Origin of the sequence: Hymenobacter terricola (assembly GCF_017921975.2) — a bacterium.
Lineage (GTDB): Bacteria > Bacteroidota > Bacteroidia > Cytophagales > Hymenobacteraceae > Hymenobacter > Hymenobacter terricola.
The window spans coordinates 206,306-228,788 of the sequence record NZ_JAGEMO020000003.1; the positions used below are offsets into that span (position 1 = coordinate 206,306).

The following is a 22,483-nucleotide window of genomic DNA, read 5'->3' on the forward strand; positions in this document are numbered from 1 at the left end:
GTTTCAGCAGGATACGGGGTAGCAGCGCGGACTGGACTTTGTCGTCCGCGTCCCCGCGCCGTTCATAATTGTTTGGGTTTCTGCCGGGGACGCGGACTACAAAGTCCACGCTACGGGTATGCCGGCCCCGAAACCGCGCTTGCTGAGGTCCTCTTCGTTCAATTGCCGGGCCTTACTTTGCACCCAACCCCTTATCCTCGTCCCTCCCTTCTATGAACCGCCGAACTTTTGTGCGGGGCGCGGGCCTGCTGGCCGCCAGCCCCTTATTTGGCCTGCCCCGCCTGGCCTGTGCGGCTTCGGACCTGCCCACCGTGCGGCCCGCCGCCGGCCAGCGCCGCTTCCAGAGCCCGGCCGTGGAAAACGCCATCGCCGAGTTCGGCCGCACCGTGAAAGACCCGGAGCTGGCCTGGCTGTTCAACAACTGCTTTCCGAACACGCTGGACACCACCGTGACGCCCACCACCCGCGCCGGGCGGCCCGATACCTTCGTCATCACCGGCGACATCGACGCCATGTGGCTGCGCGACAGCTCGGCCCAGGTCTGGCCCTACCTCTCGTTCGTCACGCAGGATGCCGCCCTGCGCCAGCTGGTGGCCGGCGTCATCAACCGCCAGACGCGCTGCATCCTGCAAGACCCCTACGCCAACGCCTTCTACCAGGACCCCACCAAAGTGGGCGAGTGGAAAACCGACCAGACCGATATGAAGCCCGGCGTGCACGAGCGCAAGTGGGAAATCGACTCGCTCTGCTACCCCATCCGCCTGGGCTACCACTACTGGAAAATCACGGGCGACGACCAGCCCTTCGACGCCCAATGGCGCCAGGCCATCGCCCTCACCCTGCAAACTTTCCGCGAGCAGCAGCACAAAACCGGCCCCGGCCCCTACCATTTCTACCGCCAAACCACCAACCTCCTCGATACCCAGCCGCTGAACCCGCCCCCTGTGCACCCCACGGGTCTCATCGCCTCGGCCTTCCGGCCCAGCGACGACGCCACGCACTTTCCGTTCCTGGTGCCGAGCAATTTCTTCGCCGTCACCAGCCTCCGCCAGGCGTTTTTGATGATGGCCGACATTGCCCACGACAACGCCGCCGCCCAGGAATGCATGGCCCTGTCCGATGAAATTGCCCTCGCCCTGCGCCAGCACGCCATCATCCAGCACCCCGACTTCGGCCCCGTTTACGCCTACGAAGTGGACGGCACCGGCGGCCACACCCTCATGGACGACGCCAACGCGCCCAGCCTCCTCTCCCTGCCCTACCTCGACGCCCTGCCCCTCAACGAGCCCACCTACCAGAACACCCGCAAGCTGGCCCTGTCCGCCACCAACCCGTTTTTCTTCAAGGGCACGGCTGCCGAGGGCATCGGTAGCCCCCACACCGGCGCGGATAGAATTTGGCCCATCAGCCTCGCCATGCGCGGCCTCACCAGCCTCGACGACGCCGAAATCCGGGCCTGCGTGCGGGCCCTCAAAGCTTCCCACGCCGGCACCGGCTACATGCACGAGTCCTTCCACAAGGACAACCCCGCCAAGTACACCCGCGCCTGGTTTGCCTGGGCCAACACCTTCTGCGGCGAGTTCCTCTGGAAAGTGTACCGGGAGCGTCCGAAGCTGCTGGCGTAAGGCGCGGGGTCGTGCCCTACACCGCGTTTACCGAAGCATTACCAGCCAGCAATCGGGCCAGCGCCGCCTCATCATCCGCCTCCAACGCTACCTCCGCTTTGAGGTTTTCGATGTCGCGCTTCACGCTGGCCACGGCCAGGGTTTTGCCATTGGCCCGAAAGGCCACGGAGCCTTCCCGCTTCGCTAAATCGCCGCTCACCGGGGCCTGGTCCCACTTTTCGGCGTGGCCGACGTAGCGAATCGACAGGTCGTAGTGCTTGCTCCAGAAGAACGGCACGGCCTCGAAACGCTCGCGCAGGCCCAACATGTTGCGGGCGGCCGTCTGGCCCTGGCGCTGGGCCACCACCCAGTGCTCCACCCGAATATTTTCGCCACTGTGCGGGTCGGGCCAGCGGGCAATGTCGCCGGCCGCATAGATGCCGGGGGTGCTGGTTTCGAGGTATTCATTCACCGCCACGCCCTTGTCGATGGTCAGCCCGGCGGCCTCGGCCAGCGCCAGCCGGGGCCGCACGCCGATGCCGACCACCACTAAATCGGCCGGCAACCGCTCTCCATTCTGCAACACCACCGCATCCTTTTCGATGCTGGCCGCGCTCTGCCCGAGGTGAAAAACGACGCCCTTTTCCTCGTGCAGCGCCCGCACCATTTCACCCAATTCCGGCCCCAGCACCTTCACCAGGGGCGTTTTTTCGGGAGCCACTACGTGCACTTCCAGGCCCTTGGCCCGCAGGCTCCCGGCCACTTCCAGCCCAATAAAGCTGGCCCCCAGCACCACCGCCCGCCGTGCCCCCGCCAGCCCGGCCACGACGGCGTGATGGTCGGCCAGCGAGCGCAGCGTGTGCACCTGCGGCAGGTCGTGACCCGGAATATCCAGCTGCACCGGCGCTGCCCCCGTGGCCAGCAAAAGCGCGTCAAAAGCGTGGGCCGAGCCATCGGCCAGCAGCACGCGGCGGCCCGGTACGTCCAGGCTCGTCACCTCCCCGTGCACCAGGCTGATGTTGTGCCCGGCATAGAAACCCGCTGGCCGCAGGGCCACCGGCTGCTTCCCATCGGCCGGGAAGCTTTTGGATAAGAGGACACGGTCGTAAGGTGCTTCGGCCTCCCCATCGAGCACGGTGATACGGCCTTCGTAGCCCTCGCGGCGCAGCGTTTCGGCTGCCGCGCTGCCCGCCGCGCCCGCGCCCACGATGACGATGGCGGCCGGGTGCGCCGGGGCCATTTTGGGTGGCCCTACGGGAGCCAGCGGGTCGCGCTCCTGCTTCTGGGCCACGTAGGCCCGGCCGTCGCGCCGTTCCACCGTCCAGCACGGCAGCGGGCTGAGAGCCGGGGCGCGGAGGGCCTCACCCGTGCGCAGGCTGAAGCAGGCGTGATGCCAGGGGCAGCGCAGGGTGTCACCTTCAAATAAGCCCTGGCCCAGCGGAGCCCCCAAATGGCTGCACTTGGCCGTGTTGGCAAAAATTTCGTCGCCGCGCCGGGCCAATAGCACGGGTTCGCCATGGGCGTGGCCCGTGACCATGGCGCCATCGGCGAGGTCAGCAAGGGCGAGGCCATCGGCCACAAGGTCGGGGCCAGGGAGCGGAGGAGTGGCAGTAGCAGCCATAGCTTTTCGGGAAGCGTTGAGAGGTTAGGGAATGACTCCACATACGTCAATTTCCGTTTTTAGTAAAATTGCGGTGCTCGCACTGCCGCCCGCTCTGCTCCCATTCATGGCAATGATGCTCACGGCCACGGTAGCCGCGCGTGTCACCCCGCCGCTATCGTCGCAGTCACGGCCGCGATGCCCGCAGCTGCGGCAGCATGACATGACGTCACCGCAGCTATCCATGACGCCTCCGCTGCTATCATCGCGACCACGGCAGGCATCGTTGTCAAATAGTAACGCGAACTTTGTAGTTCGCGTCCCCGGGCCGTTAAAGTCGTTACGCCAAGCGAACGACAGAATTCGCGCCACTATGTGCTGAAGCATTCCATCGCGGGCCTGCGTCAGCAACAAGGTTTCTCCCGCTACTATCGACCTTTGCTACTATTCCTCTAAAGTCAGCATCTGCCTGAATCACATTATGGACAAGTATTTCCCTTTCAGCATAACGGTTGTGAATGGAGCACTGCGTGGTTCACCCGAACAGATGTACCAGATGGTGGCTGATTTTGAGTCTCCGGAGTCATCCGCTTACAAGTTGCTATTTGAAAAATATAGCCCCGCTGAATGACTAATTTCGCTTGTGGATATTACAGCGCTGATTATTGAAGGCAGTGCCCCAGAATTGTCCGACCACATGGACTTTGATGAAGAAGGCTACTTGTCAGATATGATGCCGACAGCGAAACGGCAATTCAAGAATTTACGTCAGTGGTCTGTCCCGCTTTTCAAGACGTCGAAGAGTTGGAGCGATATGTTCGCAAACTAGCTGACCAATAATTCGCTGCTAAATCCCTCGTGGCTTTGTGCCACCCATTTCCCCCATTTCGTTGTTACTCTTAACAACAAATCCAACCCGCTCTCTTTTGTCCGATACCACCCCCACTTTCGCCCCCGTCGACCCCTACGCCATCGAAAAAGAGCTGCGCCACGTCCAGTCTCTGATGAAGCTGGAGCAGCAGGAAGACCTGGTGCAATTCAAGCTCAAAAACGCCAAGGCCAGCATTGCCGAGCGCCAGCAGCGCGGCCTCACTTGGTACCCCGTCACCATCACGCAGGAAGAAATCGGTTTCGGCGGCAAGGTCGTCCTGGAGCTGGAGCGGCCCGCCGGCCAGCAGGGCCTGCACCTGTTTCAGGTGGGCAAAAACGCGGCCCTGTTTGGCAACGTGCCCGGCCGCTCGGCCACCGACCGGCCCACGCTCAACGGCGTTATCACCAGCGTGCGGCGCAACAAGCTGCTGCTCGCCACCAACAAAGAGGACCTGCCCGATTGGGTCACCGACGGCAGTAAAATGGGCATCGACCTCACCTTCGATGAAGTCAGCTACCGCGAGATGGATTATGCCCTGGGCAAAGTCATGGGGGCCTACGGCGACCGCCTCGCCGACCTGCGCGACATCCTGCTGGGGGCCAAAGAAGCCCGTTTCCGCGAGGAAAAAGCTTCCGATATTTTCTATCCCAGCCCGCTCAACGAATCGCAGCAGGCCGCCGTGCGGCACGTGATGGCGGCGCAGGACGTGGCCATCATCCACGGCCCGCCCGGCACCGGCAAAACCACCACGCTGGTGCAGGCCATCCTCGAAACCATCCGGCGCGAGCGGCGCGTGCTGGTGTGCGCGCCCAGCAACACGGCCGTCGATTTGCTCACCGAAAAGCTGGCCGAGCGTGGCGTCAACGTCATTCGGATGGGCAACCCGTCGCGGGTTTCCGACCTGCTGCTGGAGCACACCCTCGATGCCCAGGTGATGGCCCACAAGAGCTACAACGAGATGCGCTCGATGCGCCAGACCGCCGACCAATACCGCGAAACCGCCAGTAAATACGTGCGCAACTTCGGGTACGAGGAGATGCAGCAACGCAAGCAGCTGAAAGAAGAAGCGCGCCTGCTCTTCCAGCAGGCCGACGATTTGGAGCGCTACATCACCGAGGATTTATTGGAATCGGTGCAGGTGATAACGTGCACGCTGGTGGGCGCCGGCAACCGCAATATCCGCCACCTGACCTACGAAACGGTGTTTATCGACGAAGCCGCCCAGGCCCTGGAGCCCGGCTGCTGGATACCCATCGGCAAGGCCAACCGCGTGGTGCTGGCCGGCGACCACCACCAGCTGCCGCCCACCGTGAAGAGCGACAAGGCCGGCGCCCTGCGCGAAACGCTGTTCGAAAAAGCCATTAAGCGCCAGCCCACCAAGGCCCGCATGCTCACGGTGCAGTACCGCATGCACGAGCAAATCATGCAGTTCAGCTCCGACCAGTTCTACGATGGCCAGCTGACGGCCTACGAAACCGTGGCCCACGCCGGCCTCGACGCCTACGACCTGCGCTTCGCCCCCGACCTGCCCGTGGAGTTCCTCGACACGGCCGGCTTCGGCTTCCAGGAAATCACTATCCCCGAAAGCCGCTCCACCGCCAACCCCGAGGAAGCCGACCTGCTCCTCAAGCGCCTCGCCCAGCTGCTGGAACCCTACGACCCGGCCGACCACGAAGACGACCCGCTCAGCATCGGTGTCATCGCCCCCTATCGCGCCCAAATCAACTACTTGAAGGACGCCATTGAGGAAAACGACGAGCTTAGCGGCTTCATGCAGCACCGCCAGCTCAGCGTGGGTACCGTCGATTCGTTCCAGGGCCAGGAGCGCGACATCATCGCCATCACCCTCACCCGCAGCAACAACCACGGCGAAATCGGCTTCCTGAGCGACATCCGCCGCATGAACGTGGGCATGACCCGGGCCCGCAAAAAGCTCCTGCTCGTCGGCGACTCTTCAACGCTGAGCGCCCACCCGTTTTTCAAGGCCCTGATTGAGTACGTGGAGCAAATTGGCGGGTATCGCACGGCCTGGGAGCTGCAGGATTAACCTATCTTCAAATTAGGTAAAAGTCCGTCATGCTTCGGCTGCGCTCAGCATGACGGGCTTTTGTATGTCGTTTTTAGGGCAAATCAATCACCGACATCGTGTGCGGCGCATCCGATTTCGCGTTCACGAAGTGCTTCTCGGGCTTGTCGAAATCCGAGATATACAGCCGCTTGCCCTTCAGCAGCACTTCGGCCGGCTGGTCGAGTTTGCCGCCACTGCCGTCCGTGTCACCGTTTTGGGCCAGGGTGGTCACGGCATTCCCATTGCGCAAATCCACGATTTCAATGGCGTTTTCGCGCGAGTTGCAGACGTACATCTTATCCGTTGTACGGTCGATAATCAGGCCATCGACGCAGGGAATTGGCTTGCCGCTGAGCTTCAGGGTTTCCTGCTTGTCAAGGCTGCCATCGGGTTTCAGTGAGACTTTGTAGAGACGGCCATCGCCGAAGCTGCCGGTATAGAAGTTGCCTTTGCTGTCGTAGTCCAGGCCGTCGGCGCCGTTGTCCACGCCGGTTTCATTCACCGTCGTGCTGAAGGTGGCCAGTACGTGCGGGTCCATGGTCTTGGTCTTGAGGTGGACGGTGCCCTTGTTCAGCTCAGCGAGCGAAAACTTCAAAATGGCGCTTCCCTTGTCGTTGTTGGGCAGGTCCCACTGGCTGTCGGTTACGTAAATCGTGTTGCCTCTCCAGACCACGGCATTGGCGAGCGCGAAGTTGTCGACCACGGTGGTGATGGCGCCGGGCTTGCCGTGTTGAACCGCCACCTTCATCAGGCGCGATTTAAAATCCTTGCTGTTTTCGTACTGATTTTCGGCGTAGTACAGGTTGCCGTCGGGGCCAAAAGCCAGGTCCATGGGCGCGGCTTTTTTGGTGGTGGGCTCCAGGGGCAGGTTGGTGGCGTAAGGCGTCATGGTGGTGCCGTCAATCTCCATCAGCGAGGCCGGCTGGCTGTTATCGGCCAGGTTCGGGACGGAGAGGATGAGGTGGCCGTTGGGGGCCAGGGCCAGGCCGTCGGGGGTGTTGTGGGCGTCGTCGAGGGTGAAGAGCAGCTTGGGGCTGCCGATGGTGGGCACCGGGTCGGATTTAGCCGTAGTGGCCGAGGAGTCGGTTTTCACCACGGCTTCTTTGCTCACGGCTTCAGCTTCGGTTTTGGGAGGGCTGGACTGGCAGGCGGCCAGCAAGCCGCCGCTGAGCACCATGACCGCCAATTGGTTAAGCGCCGATTTCAACATGGAAAAGCAAAGAAGAAGGTACGACGAAGAAGAAATAATCTCACGCCATCGGTACGCGCCGGGCGGCGGCGGGGTTATCCGCCCGCTGGCCCGCAACATGTGTTTGGGGGCCGTAGCGCACCGAAATCATGGGCATTCCCTTAATATTCCCTCAATGCCTCCGGAACAGGCTCCTCGCTAAGCCAACTTCAGCTGTTGACGCTCAAATCAGTAGGCGGCAGAAGCAAAAAAAGATTACGTTAATGCTTAAAAAAATACGCTAACCACCTGACCAAAAAGCACGTTCACGCCAAGGCATTCAACCATTTCACCGCCTTTCCATGAGCAAAAAACCCATCGCCAAGCAGTCGAACGAAGACGCTGTGAGCAACCCCAAAACCGGGGACCTGGCCAAGAATACCGAGGATGGCTTGGGCCAGTTCCTGACCTCCAACCAAGGCCTGCGCGTCAATGACGACCAGAACTCGCTCAAGGCCGACGAGCGCGGACCCACGCTGCTGGAAGACTTCCTGCTGCGCGAAAAAATCACCCATTTCGACCACGAGCGCATCCCGGAGCGGGTGGTGCACGCCCGAGGCGTGGCCGCCCACGGCTACTTCGAGGCCTACGGCAACGCAAGCGAGCTGAGCCGCGCCGCCTTCCTGCAGCCCGGCGCTGTCACGCCGGTTTTCACACGCTTCTCCACGGTGGCAGGCTCGCGGGGCTCGTCGGATATGGCGCGCGACGTGCGGGGCTTCGCCGTGAAATTCTACACCGAAGAAGGCGTTTACGACCTGGTGGGCAACAACATCCCGGTGTTCTTCATCCAGGACGCCATCAAGTTTCCCGACTTCATCCACGCCGTGAAACCGGAGCCGCACAACGAGATTCCGCAGGCCGCATCGGCCCACGACACGTTCTACGACTTCATTTCGACCAACCCCGAATCTACGCACATGCTGCTCTGGGCCATGTCGGACCGCGGCCTGCCCCGCAGCCTGCGCATGATGGAAGGCTTCGGCATTCACACCTTCCGGCTGGTGAACGCCGCGGGCAAGTCCTGCTTCGTGAAATTCCACTGGAAGCCGCTGCTGGGCACGCATTCGGTGGCCTGGGAAGAAGCCCAGCAGATTTCGGGCAAAGACCCCGATTTCCACCGCCGCGACCTCTGGAACTGCATCGAAATGGGCGCTTATCCCGAGTGGGAGCTGGGCGTGCAAGTGGTGGAAGAAGCCGACGAGCGCAAGTTCGATTTCGACATTCTGGACGCAACCAAGCTGATTCCAGAGGAGCTGGTTCCGGTGGTCAAGATTGGCAAAATGGTGCTCAACCGCAACGTGGACAACTACTTTGCTGAAACCGAGCAGGTGGCTTTCTGCCTGAGCCACATGGTGCCGGGCATCGATTTCAGCAACGACCCGCTGTTGCAGGGCCGCCTGTTTTCCTACCTCGACACCCAGCTCAAGCGTCTCGGCGGGCCTAATTTCCACGAGATTCCGATTAACCGCTCCATCGCGCCCATCTACAACAACCAGCGCGACGGCCATATGCGCCAGACCATCAACAAGGGCCAAACCAGCTACGGCCCCAACCGGCTGAACGACAATTACCCCCAGCAGGCCAAGCGCAGCGAAGGCGGCTTCAACTCGGTGCACGAGCGGGTGGATGGCCACAAAATCCGGATGCGCAGCAAGAGTTTCGTGGACCATTACAGCCAGGCCCGCCTGTTCTGGAATAGCCAGTCCGACGCCGAAAAGATGCACATCGTGAAGGCCCTGCGCTTCGAGCTGAGCCATGTGCAGAAGGAGGCAGTGCGCACCCGTACCCTGGTGCAGCTGGCCCAGGTAGATGCCGAATTGGTGCGCCGCGTGGCCGAAGGACTGGGCGCGCCCGTGCCCTCCGCCGACGGCGTGCAGCTCAACCTGGCCGTGCCCGCCGATGGCAACGCAGCCGATTACCAGTCGGCCCCCGCCAAAGCCAACACCTCCAGCTCGCCCGCCCTGAGCATTGCCCCGGACAGCCCCATCAACGCCGGCAAAGCCAGCATCAAAACCCGCCACATTGCCATTCTGGCCACCGATGGGGCCGACGTAGCCGCCATCATCAGCCTGATGAAAACCCTGATGGACCTGGGTGCGCAAACGGCCATCGTGGCCACGCACCTAGGGACTTTGCACGGCCTCGGCGGCGAAGAGTTACTGATTAACGGCACGTTCCAGTCAACGGCCTCCGTGCTATACGATGCCGTGTACGTGGCCGGCGGCGAGGCCAGCGTGGCCAAACTGAAGCAGGATGCCGACGCCGTGCGCTTCGTGAACGAGGCCTTCCGCCACTGCAAGCCGATTGCGGCTTCGGGCGCGGGCATCGACCTGCTGAAAGCCGCGGCTTATCCGGGGGCCGATGATATGTTGAGTGCCGACGGCGTGGTAACCAGCTCGGAAGCGCAGGTAGGCGGCCTGGCTCCGAAGTTTATCGCGGCCATTGCCCGGCACCGCTTCTGGAGCCGCGAGCTGGCGGCAACGCCAGCATAAAGGCAGTTAGAAGCTGACGTTCTGCTTTTTTGTTGAATTCTTCCGCCGTTTCCAGCAGAACTCCTTTTCTTTGCAGCACAGCCGCTTGGGCTGGCACTTTCTCCCCCAATACCCATTCCCATTTTCATGACTGCCATCTCCCAAAACCAAGTCGTCACCATCACCTATGACCTCAGCGTGACCGACGAAAACCAGGAAAAAGTGCTGGTTGAATCCGCCGAAGCCGATTCACCGATGGTGTTCCTGTTTGGCCACAGCGGCTTGCCCGAAGAATTTGAAGCCCACCTCGCCGGCAAGAACCCCGGCGATGCGTTCCAGTTCAGCCTCACGCCCGAGCAGGCCTACGGCGAATACGACGACCAGGCGCTGGTCGAAATCCCGAAGGAAGTTTTCCTCATCGACGGCAAGCTGGATGATGAGATGCTGCAGCCCGGCAACTTCCTGCCCATGGCCGACAACGAAGGCAACCACATGCAAGCCAAAGTGGTAAGCATCGGCGATTCGGCTGTGCAAATGGATTTCAACCACCCCCTGGCCGGCATGGTGATGCACTTCAACGGCAAGGTGCAGGACGTGCGCCCCGCCACTGCCGAGGAAATGACCCACGGCCACGTGCACGGCGAAGGCGGCCACCAGCACTAAATACCTGTAGAATAGATTATTATTAACGTCATGCTGAGCTTGCCGAAACATCTCTACCGCAATACTAAATCTGATTAGTTGCGCAGTAGAGGTGCTTCGGCAAGCTCAGCATGACGGTCTTTTTTCAGCCTTTTACATTCAAAATTTCACTCCAGAATATTTGCCACCTGCTGCTGCAGCTCTGGAAAAAACTCCCGGAAATCGGCCTCATAGGCTGCGTAGTTTGCCCGCAGCTCATCCACCGCGGTCTCCATACCCGACCCTGCTGATGCGCGGCGGCTCAGGCCACTGAGGGCACGGCGAATGCCTTCCAGTTCGACGTAACCCATCAGCCAGTTATGCTGCGTCATGTAGGGCAGAAATTGCTGCACGCGGGGCGGCATTTCGGCCTGGCGGGCGGTGAGTAGGGCATATATCCGCCGGGCGAAATCAGGGAGCATTTCGGGCGAGAATTCCGCGAAATTCCGGGCCAGGAAATGGTCGAGGAACATATCAGAAATCACGCCGGCGTACTTGCCGTAGCCGGCTTCGCGCAGGCGCTGGGTGCTGCGGCGCACCACGGGGTGCTGGTCGGTAAAGGCATCGATGGCCCGGTGTAGGCGAATGCCGGTCTGCACGGCGGGGGGGTAGTTTTCGAGCTGCTTGCCCGGCACCGAATCGGCAATAAACTGGCCCACCACTATATCGGCATACGTCGGGGAAGCAAGCTGGCCCGCAAGAAAAAGATGTGCTAGAAAATTCATTTTCGCGGGAAAGGTACGGGCCAGCGCCGGCAATTATTCAACCCCAGCCGGGCCGCTGCCGTAAGCAATTACGCGGTGGGCTGGTATCGGCTGCCGTCCGACTTTCACTTTCCCTACTCCCCTTCCCCATGTCCGACCAGTCGCCCGTAACCCACGACCTGACCCAGCTATTCGAAAAAATCAAGGACGTGCGCATGGCCATGCTCACCACCACCGACGAGCACCACACGCTGCACAGCCGCCCGATGTACACCATCAAGCCCGACGCCGACGGCTCGCTGTACTTCTTCACCGATGTGAAATCGGCCAAGGTGTACGAAGTGAAGAAGGACAGCCAGGTGAACCTGAGCTACTCCAATCCCGACAGCAACGTGTACGCCTCCGTCTCGGGCCGGGCCAACGCCTACCGCGACGAGGCCAAAATTGCCGAGCTCTGGAGCGAGCCCATGCGGGCCTGGTTCCCCAAAGGCAAAGACGACCCGAACATCACGCTCCTGAAAATCACGGTGGATAAAGCCGAATACTGGGATTCGCCCAGCAGCCTGCTCTCGCAAGCCTACGGCTACGTGCGGGCCGTGGTAACCGGCGAGCGCAGCAAAGACGACGACGTGAACGAGCACGCCCAGGTGCAGCCGAAATAGGCGGTTAAGTACCCATTATTGAAAGGCCGGAAGCAATTCCGGCCTTTTTTTGTTGAACCACTGTGTCGTTTGAATGCAAACCCTTTTCGCCTTACTCACTTTTGCAGCCATTTATTCCCTTGGCTTAGGTTTTGCCGATGCAGCCCGGGACCACGGCTTTTGGTTTGGCACGAGTGTCGACAATACAAGTCAGCCTTTCAGAGCCTTTTTCAAACAAAGGGGAATTAAACGATGGGCCATTTTTGCCTTGATTATTGGCATTTTGGGCAGCCTTTTAACCGTATAAACTCACATTTTGCCCCATACTACCCTCACCATATTCACCCTGAAGCCCGGCCAGCAGCGCTGGGGCCTGGCCCAGATGGGCACCTCGCCCCGGCATTTGCAACGGGTGATGGGCCTGCGGTTTTTCAAGCTGTTGGGCAGCGGGGCCAGCAACGGCTTCGGCCTGTGGCCCAACCTGCGGCGCTACGGCTTCATGGCGGTATGGGAAGATGCGGCGGTGGCGGCGGCATTTTTTGCGCAACATCCGCTCTGGGCTACTTACGCGGCGCGCAGCGAGGAAATGTGGGCCGTGCAGCTGGCGCCGCTGAAATCACAGGGCTTGTGGGATGGCAAAACCCCTTTCGCCTACGCCCCACCCTTGTTGGCCGGCGATGACGCGCCGGTGGCCGTGCTGACCCGCGCCAGCATCCGGTGGCGCAAAACGCCGCGCTTCTGGCAGTTTGTGGAGCCTACCAGCGCCACCCTGGCGCAGGCGGCGGGCGTGCGGGCCGCCATTGGGCTGGGCGAGCTGCCGGTGGTGCGGCAGGCCACGTTCAGCGTGTGGGACTCGGCCCAGGCCATGCAGCAATACGCCTACCGCGACGCCCGGCACCGGGAAGTTATTCAGCTCACGCGCCGCGAAGACTGGTACGCCGAGGAGCTGTTTGCGCGGTTCCAGGTGCTGGGCAGCAGCGGTACCCTCGATGGAGTGAACCCACTGGCTGGCCTGCTGCCGCGCTAGTCGTGCAAATTGTAGCGCTTGAGCCAGCCGGCCCCATTGGCGGATAATTCCGGGTGCGGGTCAGCTTCACTATTTAGGCCGGCCCGATTGCGGTTGGCGTCGTCATCGGCGCTGCGGTACCAGGTAAAATCGGCAATATCGGCCCGGGAGGTAGTTGGGCTCAGCACCTGGTCGCGGCCCGCGCCGTCGTAGATGTTCACGGCGAAACCGGGCGCGATGGGTGGGCGCAACTCAAAAATATCATTGCCCGCCAAGCCGTACACGTTCAGTAGGTGCGTATCATGCTGGTCGTACACCCGCTCCACAATCAGGCTGTCGGGCTGGCCCGCCCGCCGCGCCAGCATCTGCACCCGCAAGCGCCCCGCGCCGGCGCCACTGATGATGAAACGCTCGGATTTATCGGTCCCCACCAGCCAGGCTTCTTTGCTGAGCACCTCGTAGTAGCGCTGGGCCACGGCGGGCAGCTGCTCGCGCCGGGCCCGGAGCATCGGCGCGAAGCGGGCGGCGATACCGGCCCGGGTTTCGGGCGGGCCGGCGGCAAGCGCCTGGGCAATTACGGCATCGGTCAGCCGGAGGCGCAGCGAGTCGGCTTCCTGCCGGAAGTCCTCGGCGCTGAGGGTACTCAGTAGGGTGCGGTCGAGGGCGCGGGCGGTGGTGGTGAGGCCATCCACGGCGCCCAGCCCGATGGTGGCGCCAAAGCTGCTGTATTTGGGCACAAACCAGGAAATAATGCGGGTGAGCACGCCGTCATCAAACAGGAAAAAGGCCTGGTCGCGGTCGCGGGGAACGGGCCGGTAGCTCACCCGGCCCGCCGCTGGGAGGCTGGCCCAGCGCCACTGGTCGGGGCGGCGGCTCCAGTCGCCCAGCCACACATCGAGCAGGCGGGCGCGCAGGTAAGCCCGCGCCACCACCTGAGCCCCCGGCCGCTGCTGGAGGCGGGCCAGCATGTGGCGCGTGTTGACCACGGCCGGCGAGTGACCGAAGCTGGCCATGCCGCTGCAGTTGCCTTCGGGCCGCTCTTCCAGCAAGTACAGGGCGTTGGCATAGCCGGCCCGGAACTTGCCCAGGCCGGGGTCGTTGGGCACAAACACGAGGCTGGGGTTGGTGTGGTACACGCCGGCGGCTTCGGCCAGGGGCGCGGCCACGTAGGCCCCAAACGGCTGGCCCGCACTGGTTTGGTCCTTCATCAGCCCCCCCAGGAGCCAGCGAATCCAGCCAGCGGGCAGGGCGGCGCTGGCATCTTTATCCACGGAGCGCAGCACGAACTCGCGGCCACCGGCCGTACGCAGGCGCAGCGTGTGGCTCTGGTAGCTGCCCCCGGCCTGCATGGGCGTGAGCGTGTCGGGGGTGACGGTGGCCAGGTGCACCACCGGCACCGTGACCGGCGTGGCCCACCACTCCCGGTAGTGCGTGCCCCAGAAAAAGCGCCACACCGCGCCCCTGGCGTATTGCGGCCCGGCCGCCATGCGCACCGTAGCCGAGTCGGCAGCCCACTGCGGCGGTGCAAAACTGCTGGGGCTAGGCCCGGCACAGCCGGCCGCCGCCACGGCCAGGGCGCCGCACAAGGCCCGAAAAAAGACGGCAGAACAAGAGGCAGCCCCAGGCAGCATAGAGGATAATTAATCAGCAGCAATTCGCTACACAGCAAGCCGATAACAAAGACATTGGCGCTCCTATAGCGCAAATGGCAGGGTTGCGGTTGTGTAGCACGGCCGGGCAAGTTCCACCTTTACGGCGGAGTTGCGTTAAAGGCGCATTCGTGCTGCCTTGTTTTTTTTCCTGGATGCCTCAGCTTTTCGTTCTATTGCCCGGGTTTCGACGGCGCTTGCGGGCTCTGGCACTGGCGGGACTTGCCGCCAGTGGCTGCGCCCGTCTGCATTACTTCCAGCCCGATGCCCGCATCGGGCCCGGCAGCACCGAAGCCCTGCCGGCCACTGCCGACAGCGTGCTCATCACGGCCGGCCGCCACTACAACCATCATTCGGGCATTTTTTGCCTGGTCTGGGGCCGCCACTACCGCCGGGTATGGGCCGCGCCGGCTACCGTGCCCGTGCTGCACCTGGCCACTGCTATGCCCGGTGGACTAAAACCCGGCAAGTCCGGCGGCGGCTTTCAAAGCATCAGCATGACGCTGACAGGGCCCCAAAACCGGGAATATGCCCTCCGTGCCCTCGACAAAGAGCCTCGTAAAACCCTGCCTTTCCTCCTCCGGCACTCGTTTTTGTTGAACGTTGTGCGCGACGCTACTTCTGCCGCCAATCCCTACGGCGCCTTCACGGTGCCGCCGCTGGCCCAGGCGGCGGGCGTGCCTCACACCCGCCCGCGCCTGGTCTACATTCGGCAGGATGAAACCGGGCTGGGACCCAATTCGGAACGGTTTCGGGGCAAAGTGGCGCTGCTGGAAGAAAAGTATAACGCCCTGGCCTCGTGCACCCCGGACCTGGCCGGAGCCGCCGATTTTGTGGGCGGCGAGGCCATGTTGAAAAACGTGTACACCCACCCTTCGCATTTCATCGACCAGCCGGCTTTTTTGCGCGCCCGCCTGCTCGACGTCTGGCTCGGCGACTGGGACCGGCACGAGGGCCAGTGGCAGTGGGCGGCCTTTCCGGAGCCCGGCGGCCGGGTGCGCTACCGAGGCATCCCGAAGGACCGCGACCAGGTCTATTTTCGGTTTGATGATGGCGCCATTCCCTGGCTGGCGGCCCGCCCGTTCATCGCCTCGCAGTTCCAAACCTTCAAGCCCACCTACGGCTACCTGCCCGGCCTGGTGTTTCAGGCCCGGTTCATTGACCAGCGGGGCCTCTCGCAAATGACCCGCGCCGACTTCCTGCGCGTGGCCACCGACTTGCAGCGCCGCCTACCTGACTCCCTCATCGACCGGGCCGCGCATTGCCTGCCGCCCGCCGCGTTCGCGCTGGAGGGCCCGCGGCTGGCCACCGCCCTCAAAGCCCGACGCGACGCCCTGCCCCAGGCCGCCGAGGCCTTTTACCTCACGCTGACGCACGAGCCCACGCTGGGGGGCACCGCCCAACCCGAGCGGTTTGTGGTACAGCGCTACCCCGACTCCACCACCGTGCGCGTGTTTTCACCGGTCCAGAACCAACAGCTGGCCGGCGACTCGCTCCGGTTCCGCCGCACGTACTTCACCGCCGAAACCCACGAGCTGACGCTGGACGGCCTGGGTGGCGACGATGTTTTTGAGGTGACCACCACCGGCGCCGGCAAGCCCATCCGAGTGCTGCTCTATGGCGGCGAGGGCCACGACCGGCTGCGCCTGCAAGGCAGTAGCCGCCGCCTCCACCTCTTCGACGAAGCCTCGGACATGACCGCCGCCGGGGCGCACCGCCCCAGCCTGCCCAAAAAGAAGCATCGCGCCTACAACCGCCTGAACGACGATTGAAGCCGTTGCGCTGCGCTTCCATCAGCCTTTTTTGGCCGGTTACCGTTGAAAGCCCGACCTTAATTTCTAGCTTGCCTTTAATGCCGCTTCGCTTACGTTTTTTCCTTCTAACTGCGAGCACCCTGGCAGTGCTGGGGTCCGGCTGCGTTCGCAAGCAGTTCTTCCAGGCCGATGCTCTTCCTGATGCCGCCCTGCCCCTTTCTACTACCGCCGACACCGTGCGCGGTGCCACCGCCGGCCGGCAATATGCCCGCCACGGCGGCCTCTACAATGCGCTGGTGGGCCAGCACCACCGCCGCACCTGGGCCGCGCCCGTAACGGCGCCCGTGCTCCGGCTCGCGCAGGTGCAGCCCGGCGGCCTGCACCCCGGTAAAATCGGTGGCGGCTTCAACAGCACCAGCCTGGGCCTGACGGCCGCCAACGGCCCGGCATACGTGCTGCGCACCGTGGATAAAGACCCCATTCGGGCCATGCCGGAGTGGCTGCGGGGCACTTTTCTGGTCAATGCCCTGCGCGATAACGTGTCGTCTACCAACCCGTATGCCTCGCTGGTTGTGCCGCCCCTGGCCACGGCCGTGGGGGTGCCGCGCGCCGCGCCGCGCCTGTTCTACGTGCGCCCCGACGACCCTGCTTTTCAGACGGATTCTTTGCGGCATTTCCGGGGCCAGCTGGCTTACCTGGAAGAAAAAGCGGCCGTGATGCCCGATGCCATGGCCCCGGCCGCCGTGGTAAATAGTGGCAAAGTCTTCACCACAATGTTCAACGGCCCCGCCTGTCGCCTGGACCAAGTGGCCCTGCTCCGGGCGCGCCTGCTCGACGGCTGGCTCGGCGACTGGGACCGGCACCCCGGCCAGTGGAGCTGGGCCGAATATGCCAAAACCGAAACGGACCTCACCACTGTTTCGCCACTGCCCAAAGACCGTGACATGGTCTTTTATCGCGTCGACGACGGCATTTTGGGCTGGCTAATCGGCCATGTGGCCCTGCCCCACTGGGCTACTTTTGGCCCGCGCTACCGGCAGGCATCCGGCCTCATGGCCTCGGGCCATTACCTCGACCGCCGGGGCCTGAATTCCCTCTCGCGGGCCCAGTTCCAGGCCGTGGCGCGGGCCATGCAGCAGCTGCTGCCCGACACGCTCATTAACCGCGCCGTGCAGCGGCTGCCACCGGCGGTGTTCGCCCTGGAAGGCCCGCGTACCATCGCGGCGTTGCAGGCGCGGCGAGCCGAATTGCCGGCCCTGGCCGATTTATTTTATCGCCTGCAGGCCCGCCGCGCCGTGGTGGGCGGCACTGCCCAGCCCGAGCGGTTCGAAATCCACCGCTACGCCGATTCTACGGTGGTGAACGTGTACCCTGGCCCGGCAGCCGGGCCCGCGGCTCCGCTCCTCTATCACCGGGCCTTTTTCGCCTCCGAAACGCATGTTATCCAACTGGAAAGCCTGGGCGGAGACGATGTTTTCGTGGTTGAAGAACATGCCTCCAACTTCGCTAGCCGGCCTAAAATCCGGATTTACGGCGGCCCTGGCGCCGATGAGCTGCACGGTCCGCAACATAGTCGCGGCATCAGTTTCCAGCAAGGCAGCGCCCCCGCCAAGGCCGCCTATGATAAGCTGCCGGAGGAATAAACCGGCCCGGAACAGAGGCGCTCGAAGGCGTCTTTACCGGCCTCAACTCAAGCCTTTTCCAGCATCTTCAGCACCAGCCGCTCAATGGGCGAGAGCAAGTCGCCAGGAGTAGCCTCAGCGTCGTTTCTACGCAGAAATTCAATCAATTCGCCTGTTTTGAACAGCTTCACCACCTGCGGGTGAATATAATATTTCGAGCACACCGTGGGCGTGTTGCCCAGGCCGCTGGCCACTTCTTTCACCGCACTTTTTACCACTTTCTCGGGGGCCAGGTCCGGCTCGTTCCGGAGCACGGCTTCCAGGCATTCCACCATTTTCACGGTGCCGCCCCAGGTCCGGAAGTCCTTGGCCGACAGCGCCAGGCCGGTGTGCCGGTTCAGGTATTCGTTCACATCCCCCGATTCGAGGGCGTGGCGCTGGCCATCGGCGGTGTAATACTGGAACAGGTGCTGGCCGGGAATTTCTTTGCATTTGCGCACCAGCCGGGCCAGCCGGGCATCGTGCAGGGTCACGTCATGCGGCACGCCCTTCTTGCCCACGAAGCTGAAATTAACCTCAGCGCCCTCGATGGCCACGTGCTTGTCCTGCAAAGTGCTGAGGCCGTAACTGGGTTTCGATTTCCCGTTCTTCTTGGCGTACTCCTTGTTGCCGATGCGGATGAAGGACTGGTCCATGAGCGTGAGCACCAGCGCCACCACTTTTTCGCGGTCGAGGGCAGCGCGGCGCAGGTCTTTATTGAGCTGTTCGCGCAGCGGGGCCAGCTTTTCGCCGAAAGTGCGCAGGCGCGAAAACTTGGTCAGGCTGCGCATTTCGTCCCAGGCCGGATGGTAGCGGTACTGCTTGCGGCCCAGGTTGTCGTGGCCCGTCACCTGCAGGTGCGTATTGGGCGAGGGCGAAATCCACACCTCCGTCCAGGCCGGTGGAATCACGAAACTGGCAATACGGTCCAGCGTTTTGGCGTCGCTGATTTTCTCCCCTTTCGCATCGTGATAGGTAAAATTTCCGGCGCGAGTGACGTGGCGGGTGATGCCCGTGCCCTGGTCGGAGGCGTAGCGCAAGCCGGCCATCCGGGCCTGCCGGGCCGGGTCTTTGTACACGATATGCGCCTCATCCTGTGGATTGAGGCGCTTTTTGCGGGTTTTCGGGCGGGGTTCGGTGGCGGTGGGCATGGATAGAGCGAAAAGGCCCTGGAATTTGAACGTCGAGGTTCTACGCAAAAGGCCCATCTGAGGCCATGTGGCTGTAGCGCAAACATTGTAGTCCGCGTCCCCGAACGCTACCCGAACGGCGCGGAGGCGCGAACTACAACGTTCGCGCTACGGTCCTCGCTTTCGCTTCACCGCTGCCGGCCGTAGGTTTGCCCCATGAAGCTGCTTGATGCCCTTTCCTCTTTCACCGAATGGACCGACCACCTCCTCACCCGCACTTCGGCGCGGCGCGGCTGGCTGCGGCCCCTGCAGCTCGATGCCTACCGCAGCTACGGCACGGCCGCCAGGTTCTACATCAAAGGCCGCCTGCTGGCCGACCGCGGCCTGCGCCCCCAAACCGCGGCCGACTCGCGCTGGCGCAACTTCCGCAGCATGGTGCGCCGCTTCAACAGCCGCGAAGTAGCCGGGGCCGACCTCGTGGCCGAGCTGCCCGACGGCAGCCAACACCTCGTCACCACCGACGACGAAGGCTATTTCACCCTCATTATCGAGCCCAAAGTCCTGCCCCTGCCCGAGGCCTACCTCTGGTACCCGGTGCCGGTGCGCGTGGCCCGGCTGCCGGCACACTTCCGGCCGCTGCTGCCCGAGGTGCTGGCTGCCGCCAAAGTGCTGGTGCCCCCGCCCAGTGCCGAGTTCGGCATTATTTCCGACCTCGATGATACCGTGTTCGAAACCAGCGCCACCAACGTGCTCAAAATGCTGGCCCGCACCCTCCTCAGCAATGCCCATTCCAGGCTGCCTTTTGTGGGCGTGGCCGATTTCTACCGTCGCCTGCAGCGCGGCCGCACCGGCCGCCCCGACAACCCCTTTTTCTACGTCAGCAGCAGCCCCTGGAACTTGTACGACGTGCTCGATGAGTTCCTGGGCATCCACGAAATGCCGCCCGGCCCGCTTCTGCTCCGCGACCTCAGCATTGCCCGCCCCAAAACCACGCCCCCGCCTGGCGTCACCGGCTCGGCCGCCATCCACTTCGCCCACAAGCTGCACGAAATCGACGACCTGCTCACCACCTACCCGCGCCTGCCCTTCGTCCTCCTCGGCGACAGTGGCCAGGAAGATGCCCGCATCTACCGCGAAGTGGTGCGCCGCCACCCCGGCCGCATCCGGGTCATCTACATCCGCGACGTGCAGGTGCCGGAGCGGGCCGCACTCATCGGGCCGATTATTGAGGAGCTGAAAGTGGACGGCGTGACGATGCTGCTGGTGGCGGATTACGCCGCCGCCGCCGCGCACGCGGCGGGGCTGGGGCTGGTGGGGTGACACTGCTGCAAGTCGCCCTCCACGAGCACCTCACCCCCATCCCCCTCTCCGAAAAGAGAGGCGAGACTAGTTTCGTAGGGTTTCAACTTCCGGTTTAGAGCTAGTTCCTCCTCTCCTTTTCGGAGAGGGGGCTAGGGGGTGAGGCGCACGGCAGAACGACCCGAATGCGTAATTGCAGTTATTCGCACCAGTATTTAACCAATAAGCTCCGATTTAACAAAGCCCTGCTACCTGGCTAAAAAAAGCTTCGCTAAAAGCGAGACTTTTTTTGTCATCTTTGCTCTCGTTTTTCGAGCAACGCGAAAAGCCGAAAGCAAAACCACCCATGCAATTGCTCTCGGCTTTTCGCGTTGTTTGAAAAACGAGAGCAATATGGCATCCCCTGAAACAGCCCGCCTCCTGCCAAGCATACGCCAGCATTTCAATCTGAGCCAGCCAGCGCTGGTCTACTGCCTGGGCCTTAGCCGCACGATGGTATCCCAGGGAGAGGGCGGCCTGCGCTCCCTGCCCCAGGCCGCCCTCACGCTGGCCCTGCAAGCCACGGTGGCCCCGCCCCGGAAGAAGCCCCCGACTTGGCGGTGCTGCAGCGGCACCAGCGCGCCTGCCAGTTCCGGGCCGACCGGCTCGCGTTTGAATTGGCGGCCCTGCCTGAGCGGGCGACCCAGGCCCGGCGCCGGCTGGTGCTCCGGCGCCGGCGTGGCTGGCTCGGTTTGCAGCGAAGGCCCGGGCCGAGTCGGTTCGTAGCGGCAGCACGGCTCACGCGCGGCTGCGAATCCGCCGGGCCGGCCTGCTGGCGGAGGTGGCAGAGGCCAGCCGGGTTTTAACCCTAAAAAAAGTCCGCTCCGGTTTGGAGCGGGCTTTTTGTTTGTCGGCTCGACCGGGTCACCTCCCGAAACCCCTCCGGGGCCGGCCCCCTCTCATTGGGGAGAGGATGCCAGTTTAGAGATAAAACTGATGTTACGCAGTGGAGTAGCGCGGACTCTGTAGTCCGCGTCCCCGCGCCGTTAAAGCCCCAACTGGCGCGGGGATGCGGACTACAGAGTCCGCACTACAGTACCCCGAGCCACCTTCACGAAGACCGTGCGTAACAGCAGTTAAAAAGTAGTCCCGGTTTTAACTCTTCACTTTTAACTGAGCAAGACCAGTGCCCCTTCTTTTTTGGAGAGGGGGTCAGGGGCTGAAGTGCCTACTGGCTGTTTGTATGGTCGGCCACCACCACCCATTTCCCGTCAATCTGCCGGAGCACGAGCAGGAAATACCCCTGCAAATCGCCGGCTGAGGGCCGTGCCAGATGCCAGCGCCCCACCACCTGCGCCGCCCCGGCCGCCAGTAGCGTCACTCGCAAACCGCTGAAGTCCAATTGGCCCATCGCGGCCGCATTGGGGTAATTCTTCTGGTAATTGGCCAGCGTGGGCTGCCAGCCATAGGTCGGCCCTTTCCGACCGATGAACACCAGCGAATCAGACTGCCAGTAGCCCTGCATGAAACCGGGAATGTCGCCCCGGTTCCAGGCCGCCGTTTGGGTGGTGAGCAGCTGCACAATGGCCCGGCGGGCAAGCTCCGGGCTGGGTTTGGAAACGGCCTGGGCAGCGACGCAGTAATTACCGGCCAGGCCGGCCATCAGGCCTAGCATTGGTTTCAGGTTTGCCATAGACGCGGCGAGATGAGGGGCTGGGGTTGTGATTTGGAGCCCCAATCTCGCCAAAAACCCGAATTAAAAGACTCAGCGCAGCCGCTAAAAAGCAATTTCCGCTGTTGTATTGCCCTCCACGGCCACTACTGTGCGGCCGTGCCTTCAACAGCACCAGGCATGACTACGCCGACTTTAACCGATGCGGAGATTGACCGCGTTATTGAAATGGCCTGGGAAGACCGGACCCCATTTGAGGCCATTGAGCAGCAATTTGGGCTCACCGAACCAGCCGTTATCAAGCTCATGCGGCGCGAGCTGAAGGCCTCTTCCTGGCGCCGGTGGCGCGCTCGGGTGCAGGGCCGCGCCACCAAGCACCAGGCCAAAAGTCGGGTCGATGATGCCCGCTTCAAATCAACCTTGCAGCGCAACATCACCTTCAACAAAATCTCCAAGCGCGATTAG

The 22,483-nt window shown here is 62.7% G+C and carries 17 protein-coding genes; 11 read left to right on the forward strand and 6 right to left on the reverse strand.

Annotation, left to right across the window (positions count from 1 at the left end):
- Window positions 1–212: 212 nt before the first annotated feature.
- Window positions 213–1,625, forward strand: coding sequence for a glycoside hydrolase family 125 protein (locus J4G38_RS04085; RefSeq protein WP_210515371.1), 1,413 nt, complete (start codon window positions 213–215; stop codon window positions 1,623–1,625).
- A gap of 16 nt (window positions 1,626–1,641) precedes the next feature.
- Here the strand turns inward: J4G38_RS04085 and J4G38_RS04090 are convergent, their stop codons facing one another.
- Window positions 1,642–3,225, reverse strand: coding sequence for an FAD-dependent oxidoreductase (locus tag J4G38_RS04090; RefSeq protein ID WP_210515369.1), 1,584 nt, complete (start codon window positions 3,223–3,225; stop codon window positions 1,642–1,644).
- Between the two features lie 905 nt (window positions 3,226–4,130).
- Here J4G38_RS04090 and J4G38_RS04095 point away from each other — a divergent pair.
- A complete protein-coding gene (locus tag J4G38_RS04095; protein WP_210515366.1) occupies window positions 4,131–6,122 on the forward strand; it encodes an AAA domain-containing protein in 1,992 nt (663 codons plus the stop codon).
- Between the two features lie 73 nt (window positions 6,123–6,195).
- Here J4G38_RS04095 and J4G38_RS04100 read toward each other — a convergent pair whose 3' ends face one another.
- Window positions 6,196–7,353 (reverse strand): SMP-30/gluconolactonase/LRE family protein, encoded by a 1,158-nt coding sequence (locus J4G38_RS04100; protein WP_210515362.1) that lies wholly within the window; start codon window positions 7,351–7,353, stop codon window positions 6,196–6,198.
- A gap of 320 nt (window positions 7,354–7,673) precedes the next feature.
- On the opposite strand from J4G38_RS04100, the gene J4G38_RS04105 reads away from it, so the two are divergent.
- Window positions 7,674–9,863: a catalase gene (locus J4G38_RS04105; protein WP_210515359.1), complete on the forward strand. Its 2,190-nt coding sequence runs from the start codon at window positions 7,674–7,676 to the stop codon at window positions 9,861–9,863.
- A gap of 126 nt (window positions 9,864–9,989) precedes the next feature.
- Window positions 9,990–10,505 carry an FKBP-type peptidyl-prolyl cis-trans isomerase gene (locus J4G38_RS04110; RefSeq protein WP_210515356.1) on the forward strand — a complete coding sequence of 172 codons (516 nt, stop codon included), beginning with the start codon at window positions 9,990–9,992 and terminating at the stop codon, window positions 10,503–10,505.
- A gap of 146 nt (window positions 10,506–10,651) precedes the next feature.
- Here the strand turns inward: J4G38_RS04110 and J4G38_RS04115 are convergent, their stop codons facing one another.
- Window positions 10,652–11,248: an acyl carrier protein phosphodiesterase gene (locus tag J4G38_RS04115; protein ID WP_210515353.1), complete on the reverse strand. Its 597-nt coding sequence runs from the start codon at window positions 11,246–11,248 to the stop codon at window positions 10,652–10,654.
- 128 nt (window positions 11,249–11,376) lie between these two features.
- Between J4G38_RS04115 and J4G38_RS04120 the strand changes: the two genes are divergently transcribed.
- The 3 genes from J4G38_RS04120 to J4G38_RS04130 all read left to right on the forward strand — a co-directional run bounded on the left by J4G38_RS04120 (window position 11,377) and on the right by J4G38_RS04130 (window position 12,895).
- Entirely contained in the window at window positions 11,377–11,889 is a 513-nt protein-coding gene (locus tag J4G38_RS04120; protein WP_210515350.1) for a pyridoxamine 5'-phosphate oxidase family protein, read from the forward strand.
- Between the two features lie 73 nt (window positions 11,890–11,962).
- Window positions 11,963–12,175, forward strand: a complete 213-nt coding sequence (locus J4G38_RS04125; protein ID WP_210515347.1) for a hypothetical protein — start codon at window positions 11,963–11,965, stop codon at window positions 12,173–12,175.
- 9 nt (window positions 12,176–12,184) lie between these two features.
- Window positions 12,185–12,895: a spheroidene monooxygenase gene (locus tag J4G38_RS04130; protein ID WP_226163139.1), complete on the forward strand. Its 711-nt coding sequence runs from the start codon at window positions 12,185–12,187 to the stop codon at window positions 12,893–12,895.
- Here the strand turns inward: J4G38_RS04130 and J4G38_RS04135 are convergent.
- Window positions 12,892–14,505 (reverse strand): hypothetical protein, encoded by a 1,614-nt coding sequence (locus tag J4G38_RS04135; protein ID WP_210515344.1) that lies wholly within the window; start codon window positions 14,503–14,505, stop codon window positions 12,892–12,894. The genes J4G38_RS04130 and J4G38_RS04135 overlap by 4 nt on opposite strands.
- A gap of 194 nt (window positions 14,506–14,699) precedes the next feature.
- Here J4G38_RS04135 and J4G38_RS04140 point away from each other — a divergent pair, with 194 nt between their 5' ends.
- The gene (locus tag J4G38_RS04140) at window positions 14,700–16,295 is read left to right on the forward strand and encodes a hypothetical protein (protein WP_210515341.1); all 1,596 of its coding nucleotides are present in this window, start codon (window positions 14,700–14,702) and stop codon (window positions 16,293–16,295) included.
- An 80-nt stretch (window positions 16,296–16,375) separates the two neighbouring features.
- Window positions 16,376–17,920, forward strand: coding sequence for a hypothetical protein (locus J4G38_RS04145; RefSeq protein ID WP_210515339.1), 1,545 nt, complete (start codon window positions 16,376–16,378; stop codon window positions 17,918–17,920).
- A gap of 47 nt (window positions 17,921–17,967) precedes the next feature.
- On the opposite strand, the gene J4G38_RS04150 is transcribed toward J4G38_RS04145, so the two are convergent.
- Entirely contained in the window at window positions 17,968–19,089 is a 1,122-nt protein-coding gene (locus J4G38_RS04150) for a DNA topoisomerase IB (RefSeq protein ID WP_210515337.1), read from the reverse strand.
- A gap of 195 nt (window positions 19,090–19,284) precedes the next feature.
- On the opposite strand from J4G38_RS04150, the gene J4G38_RS04155 reads away from it, so the two are divergent.
- Window positions 19,285–20,388 (forward strand): App1 family protein, encoded by a 1,104-nt coding sequence (locus J4G38_RS04155; RefSeq protein WP_210515334.1) that lies wholly within the window; start codon window positions 19,285–19,287, stop codon window positions 20,386–20,388.
- A 1,186-nt stretch (window positions 20,389–21,574) separates the two neighbouring features.
- Here J4G38_RS04155 and J4G38_RS04160 read toward each other — a convergent pair.
- On the reverse strand, window positions 21,575–22,039 hold the full coding sequence (locus J4G38_RS04160) for a YybH family protein (RefSeq protein WP_210515328.1): 465 nt from the start codon (window positions 22,037–22,039) through the stop codon (window positions 21,575–21,577).
- Window positions 22,040–22,198: 159 nt separating this feature from the next.
- Between J4G38_RS04160 and J4G38_RS04165 the strand changes: the two genes are divergently transcribed.
- Complete coding sequence (locus J4G38_RS04165; RefSeq protein ID WP_210515326.1) at window positions 22,199–22,483, forward strand: TIGR03643 family protein; 285 nt, start codon at window positions 22,199–22,201, stop codon at window positions 22,481–22,483.

Excerpts from the sequence above, each read along its gene's own strand:
- J4G38_RS04125 (WP_210515347.1), top strand. The coding sequence starts at position 11,963 with ATGCAAACCCTTTTCGCCTTACTCACTTTTGCAGCCATTTATTCCCTT.
- J4G38_RS04085 (WP_210515371.1), top strand. The coding sequence starts at position 213 with ATGAACCGCCGAACTTTTGTGCGGGGCGCGGGCCTGCTGGCCGCCAGC.
- J4G38_RS04155 (WP_210515334.1), top strand. The coding sequence starts at position 19,285 with ATGAAGCTGCTTGATGCCCTTTCCTCTTTCACCGAATGGACCGACCAC.
- J4G38_RS04135 (WP_210515344.1), bottom strand. The coding sequence starts at position 14,505 with ATGCTGCCTGGGGCTGCCTCTTGTTCTGCCGTCTTTTTTCGGGCCTTG.
- J4G38_RS04090 (WP_210515369.1), bottom strand. The coding sequence starts at position 3,225 with ATGGCTGCTACTGCCACTCCTCCGCTCCCTGGCCCCGACCTTGTGGCC.
- J4G38_RS04115 (WP_210515353.1), bottom strand. The coding sequence starts at position 11,248 with ATGAATTTTCTAGCACATCTTTTTCTTGCGGGCCAGCTTGCTTCCCCG.
- J4G38_RS04120 (WP_210515350.1), top strand. The coding sequence starts at position 11,377 with ATGTCCGACCAGTCGCCCGTAACCCACGACCTGACCCAGCTATTCGAA.
- J4G38_RS04160 (WP_210515328.1), bottom strand. The coding sequence starts at position 22,039 with ATGGCAAACCTGAAACCAATGCTAGGCCTGATGGCCGGCCTGGCCGGT.
- J4G38_RS04100 (WP_210515362.1), bottom strand. The coding sequence starts at position 7,353 with ATGTTGAAATCGGCGCTTAACCAATTGGCGGTCATGGTGCTCAGCGGC.
- J4G38_RS04110 (WP_210515356.1), top strand. The coding sequence starts at position 9,990 with ATGACTGCCATCTCCCAAAACCAAGTCGTCACCATCACCTATGACCTC.
- J4G38_RS04165 (WP_210515326.1), top strand. The coding sequence starts at position 22,199 with ATGACTACGCCGACTTTAACCGATGCGGAGATTGACCGCGTTATTGAA.
- J4G38_RS04145 (WP_210515339.1), top strand. The coding sequence starts at position 16,376 with ATGCCGCTTCGCTTACGTTTTTTCCTTCTAACTGCGAGCACCCTGGCA.
- J4G38_RS04150 (WP_210515337.1), bottom strand. The coding sequence starts at position 19,089 with ATGCCCACCGCCACCGAACCCCGCCCGAAAACCCGCAAAAAGCGCCTC.
- J4G38_RS04105 (WP_210515359.1), top strand. The coding sequence starts at position 7,674 with ATGAGCAAAAAACCCATCGCCAAGCAGTCGAACGAAGACGCTGTGAGC.